The 2,671-nt window shown below is 46.4% G+C and carries 1 protein-coding gene; it reads left to right on the top strand.

The genetic code is table 11. The features are described from left to right. On the top strand, positions 1 to 2,671 hold a 2,671-nt coding region (locus CWB85_RS19480; protein ID WP_502705319.1), incomplete at both ends, for a beta strand repeat-containing protein.

Here is a 2,671-nt window from a genome sequence, read left to right as displayed (position 1 = left end):
CAAGGAGAGAATCCTCCCTTCTCCCCCCTTTCAATGAAACTACAGACGAATGGTGATGACATTCTCAATGAATTAGAAGTCAACCCAGCCACCTTTGGTGGGGTTGCAAATGATATTGAAACTGGTCAAGCCGTTGAAATCACGGTAACCGATAGCCAAGGCACGATACTGACCTTTAATACCGTGGTGCGTAATGGCTATTTTATTATTGAAGACGGTGATTTATCAACGCTTGCAGATGGTGAACTCACCTTCACAGCCACTACCACAGACATCAATGGCAACCCTGCAACGGCAACAACGGTAGTAACAAAAAATACAGCGCCAGTTGACATCACTATAGATATAGATACGGGTTCAGATAATGTCATTAATGACGCTGAGTCAGCAACTGTAGATATTACTGGTACCACAGTGAATGTTGAAGACGGTGCAACCGTTACTGTTGTGTTAACAGATATCAATGGAGATAGCTTAACCTTTACTACTCAAGTATTTAATAACCAATGGCGACTCGATAATATTGATTCCCGGTTTTTAATTGATGGCAACATTAATGGCACAGCAACTGTCACCAATAGCGTGGGTAACTCAGGCTCAGCACAAGAGATTGTTGGCAAAGATGTGGTGGCGAACATCACAGTACAACTTAACGACGCCGACCAAGTAATCAACCAAATTGAGACTAAACAAAACAACTTCTCAGGCGTTGTTAGCAATGTTGAAGACGGGCAAACCGTCACGCTTACACTGACCGATAAAAACGGCCTCACCGTAACCGCCACCACCTTAGTCGTCAATGGTACATGGACGCTCGGGGATGTTAATTTATCCACTCTGGCTGACGGGGAGATCACCGCAACGGTTGCAGTCGCCGATGCTGCTGAGAACCCAGCAAACAACAGTATTACATTCACTAAAGACACCACAGCAACAATTTCTATCACCGTTGAAGACGTTGACCAAATTATTAATGCCGCAGAGCAAAGTGCAGTGAGTGTGTCTGGTACCGTGTCTGGTATTGAAGATGGCCAAACAGTCATCATTTCTGTTACAGATAGCCGTGGCACAACTCGCACCAATGATTCACTAACGATTGTTGATGGTAAATGGTCTCTGAGCGATGTTGATATCAACGATCTGGCGGAAGGCGATTTAGTCGTTACTGTAACCAGCACCGATATCGCAGGCAATGTCGCAGCAACCAGTGTTACGGTAGTTAAAGATACCCTAGCAAGTCTCACCATTAATGTAGCTGATGGCGGTGATAATTCACTCAATGCTGTAGAGGTCGCCGATGTAGCCATCTCTGGTACTGCGCTTAACGTGGATGACGGCCAAACAGTCACTGTGCTCGTCACTGACTCTGCGGGTAAAACACAGGAATATTATGCCAGCGTATCAGCCGGTGCATGGGCGTTAACTAACACGGATCTATCTGGTTTTGCTGAAGGTGTATTGACCTTCAGTGCCAGTGTAACCGATGTAGCAGGTAACCCTGCAAGCGCTAATACCACAGTCTTCAAAGACACTTTATCGACTATCTCTATTCAAGTGGGCACCAATGGCGACGGCATTCTAAATAGCGATGAAGTACTCACCACCACCTTTGGTGGTGCAGCCACGGATATTGAAGACGGCCAAGTAGTAACCGTTACAGTAACTGACAGTGCAAATGCAACGCTGAGCTTTACCACAACTGTGCGTAACGGCTATTACCTCATTGAAAATGAAGATTTAAGCTCACTTGCTGATGGCGAGCTGACGTTTACCGCTGAAGGGCTGGATAGAAACGGCAACCCTGCAACAGCCAGCACTAACGTAATTAAAAATACCGCTGCGGTTGAAATCACCATTGATATCGACACCCTCCAAGACAATATTATTAATGCTGTAGAAGCGCCGGTGGTTGATATCACCGGCACGGTGAGTAATGTTGAAGATGGTCAAACCGTCACAGTAACGCTGACTGATGGCGTAAACACCATCACTCGTACTGCTGTCGTTAATGGCGGCGTGTGGATGATTAGTGATATTGATACCCGTATCTTAAAAGACGGCGATATCACCGGCACAGCCACCGTAATGAACCAAGCGGGTAATTCAGGCTCAAGCCAAGAAGTCGTACAAAAAGACGTTATCGCAGATATTAACGTGACATTTAATGACGTTGACCAAATCATTAATACCGCTGACAGCACAACCAATAGCTTCTCGGGCACCGTGAGTAATGTCGAAGACGGCCAAACCGTTACCCTCACCTTCACTGATACGAATGGCAACACCAAACAAGTAACCACCACCGTCACCAGTGGCCTATGGGCGATTGATAATGTTGATTTAACCGGCCTTGCTGATGGTCAAATTAGCGCCACTGTGTCGGTCAACGATGTCGCTGAAAACCCCGCGACTGATAGCATCAGCTTTACTAAAGACACCGTCGCTACAATCACCGTGAACGTGATTGATAGCGACCAAGTGATTAATAACGCTGAGCAAAGCTCAGTGGATTTATCCGGTGCAGTCAGCGGTATCGAAGAAGGCCAAACCGTGACTATCACCGTCACTGACAGCCAAAACCGCAGCCTTGAATTTACCACCACCGTTGTCAATGGTGCCTGGGCATTGGCTAATCTTGAGTTAACTGTGTTTGCTCAAGGGGAATTACCCG

Origin of the sequence: Pseudoalteromonas sp. S1727 (genome assembly GCF_005886375.1) — a bacterium.
GTDB classification, from domain to species: Bacteria; Pseudomonadota; Gammaproteobacteria; order Enterobacterales; family Alteromonadaceae; genus Pseudoalteromonas; species Pseudoalteromonas haloplanktis.
Note: the sequence above shows the minus strand (reverse complement) of the source record. Positions and strands in the feature narration are given on the sequence as shown.